General features: G+C 54.2%; 3 protein-coding genes. All 3 read left to right on the forward strand.

Going from position 1 to position 2,118, the window contains the following annotated elements; translation table 11 throughout:
* Positions 1-268 precede the first annotated feature (268 nt).
* The 3 genes from BUB54_RS19665 (at position 269) to BUB54_RS19680 (ending at position 2,116) form a co-directional block, all read left to right on the forward strand.
* On the forward strand, positions 269-829 hold the full coding sequence (locus tag BUB54_RS19665; protein ID WP_011514928.1) for a chlorite dismutase family protein: 561 nt from the start codon (positions 269-271) through the stop codon (positions 827-829).
* 133 nt (positions 830-962) lie between these two features.
* Positions 963-1,319, forward strand: a complete 357-nt coding sequence (locus BUB54_RS19670; RefSeq protein ID WP_012435589.1) for a cupin domain-containing protein — start codon at positions 963-965, stop codon at positions 1,317-1,319.
* Between the two features lie 470 nt (positions 1,320-1,789).
* The gene (locus BUB54_RS19680) at positions 1,790-2,116 is read left to right on the forward strand and encodes a MerR family DNA-binding protein (RefSeq protein ID WP_241869487.1); all 327 of its coding nucleotides are present in this window, start codon (positions 1,790-1,792) and stop codon (positions 2,114-2,116) included.
* Positions 2,117-2,118: the final 2 nt, after the last annotated feature.

Here is a 2,118-nt window from a genome sequence, read left to right on the forward strand (position 1 = left end):
GACATGCACGTCTCCCAATCTCAAGGAGACTCCCCGAATCACACCCGATTCCATGCCGTCAACTATGCCCGAAATTTTCATGCGTAACCCCTGGACTGCGGCCGTACGTCCGCGTAGGTTCGCTTCAGCAGTTTCGATTCGAAAGTTCAATGTGATTGCTGCGGGCGGTCGTCGCAGTTGCGCGGAGGCGATGATGCACAAGCACGGGATCGGCAGATAGGTTCTTCGAAGCTGCAAGAGTTAAAACATTCACACATGAAAGATTGAAATGGATACACGATTATTTGCTTTCGTCGGCGCAGACATTGGCCCTTGGCGGATTGTCAGGGCCGAAACGAGAGTTGGCGAGCCCCTGCCTGAAGCCAAAAGGCTCAACGTCGTATCCGCTTCAGAGTTGCAGTCTGAAACCAATGCACCCTGGATACTTCGTGGAATAACCAGCAATGAACGATATGTCATGCGCGCAGAGAAGAATGAAATTGTAGCGAAGCAGCAAGGTCTGGCGCGCCCAGAAGCAACGTGCGGTGCGCTAATACCGATCCGGAAGAACGCAGCTTGGTGGGAGCTCACGCAAGACGAACGCCGGAGCGTTTTCGAACAGTCGAAGCACGTCCAAATCGGGCTTCAGTATTTGCCTGCAGTAGCGCGCAAGCTCCACCACTGCCGCGACCTCTCAGAGAATGAACCGTTCGATTTTCTGAATTGGTTCGAATACGCGCCAATTCATGAGGTTGAGTTCAACAGGCTGCTTTCCGAACTGCGTGCGTCAGAGGAATGGAAATACGTCGACCGAGAAGTCGATATTCGTCTTACGCAAGCACAGGTCTAACCCGCCGATGAACACGGACCCCCAACAGCGGCGCGTTGCGCCGCCGTTTCGGGCCGGTTATCGGCAACGTAGAACTCTCGGATACAGTTGTTCTGTAATAACTTCTCAAGCCAAATTGATTTTTGGAGTGGATATGGAAATGGAATCAAGAATATTTTCGGTAACAGAATATATTCGTCCGTCTGACGGCGAACCAATTCGTTCAGTGGTTCTGGAAACCAAGGACTCAGCAGTTGTTGTTTGGCATGCCCATCCTGGGCAAGAAATAACCGCTCATGTTCACCCGGACGGCCAAGATACTTGGACGGTTATCTCTGGAGAGGCTGAGTATTACCAAGGAGGCGGCAAAGTCGCTCATCTAAAGGCTGGAGATATTGCCATAGCAAAACCTGGCCAAGTGCATGGCGCTCTAAATACTAGTCCAGTGCCGTTTGTATTTGTCTCAGTGGTTGCATCTGGCAACGCGGGTTTTGCGTTGGCTGAAAAATAGTCTTTCTCAAATGTGTGCCCCAGAGAGTTCTAACCCATCCATCAACACGGACGCTGCGCGATGAAGCCGCGCCGCGCCGGCTAACTCCACGTTGAGCGTCAGCTTTCCATATGTCTGGGGGTCTGCAACGGGTCGGGTGCCGTCGCGTGCGCAGTGTCAAAGCTGACATGACTAATACATGAGATGGGCTGATGCTCGCCGTCCGGTCAGGCAGCTGCCCCCCTGCAGGACTCACAGCAGTTGTATGCCACCCGTCATCCGAGACGTCAGTCGGCCTCATCCAGACCGGAACAATCTGGACGTGACGTCCGGCTGGCATTGCCGTGATCGAAATGGCGGCTAGTGACACGACTGTTGGGTCTACCCCATCGACCGGGCGCGGGACAAGCCACGTTGATCGGCTGACGGAATTTTCGGCGGTTCCGGCTTAGAACCCCTATACCGAAAGCGATATCCATACGCTTCGATTCATCAGGCGGGCACGTGATCTCGGATACTCGATTGCCGATATCGAACGTCTGCTCTCGCTCTGGCGCAATGAGGCGCGCACCAGTGCCGATGTGAAGCGGATCGCACTCGATCACGCCACCTCCCTCCGCCGCAAGATCGCCGAGATGGAAGTTATGTTGCGGGCAGTCGAGCACCTCGCGGATCATTGCCGTGGAGATCAGCGCCCCAACTGCCCTATTATGGACGATCTAGCCGTAAAGCCCACCAAATTAACGCAGGATCAAGATACCTGCGCCGTCAAGGTTCCCACCGCAGGAACGCGCCGCCAAAAAGGAGTAAATGCATGATC

This window comes from Acidocella aminolytica 101 = DSM 11237, assembly GCF_900129125.1.
GTDB classification, from domain to species: domain Bacteria; phylum Pseudomonadota; class Alphaproteobacteria; order Acetobacterales; family Acetobacteraceae; genus Acidocella; species Acidocella aminolytica.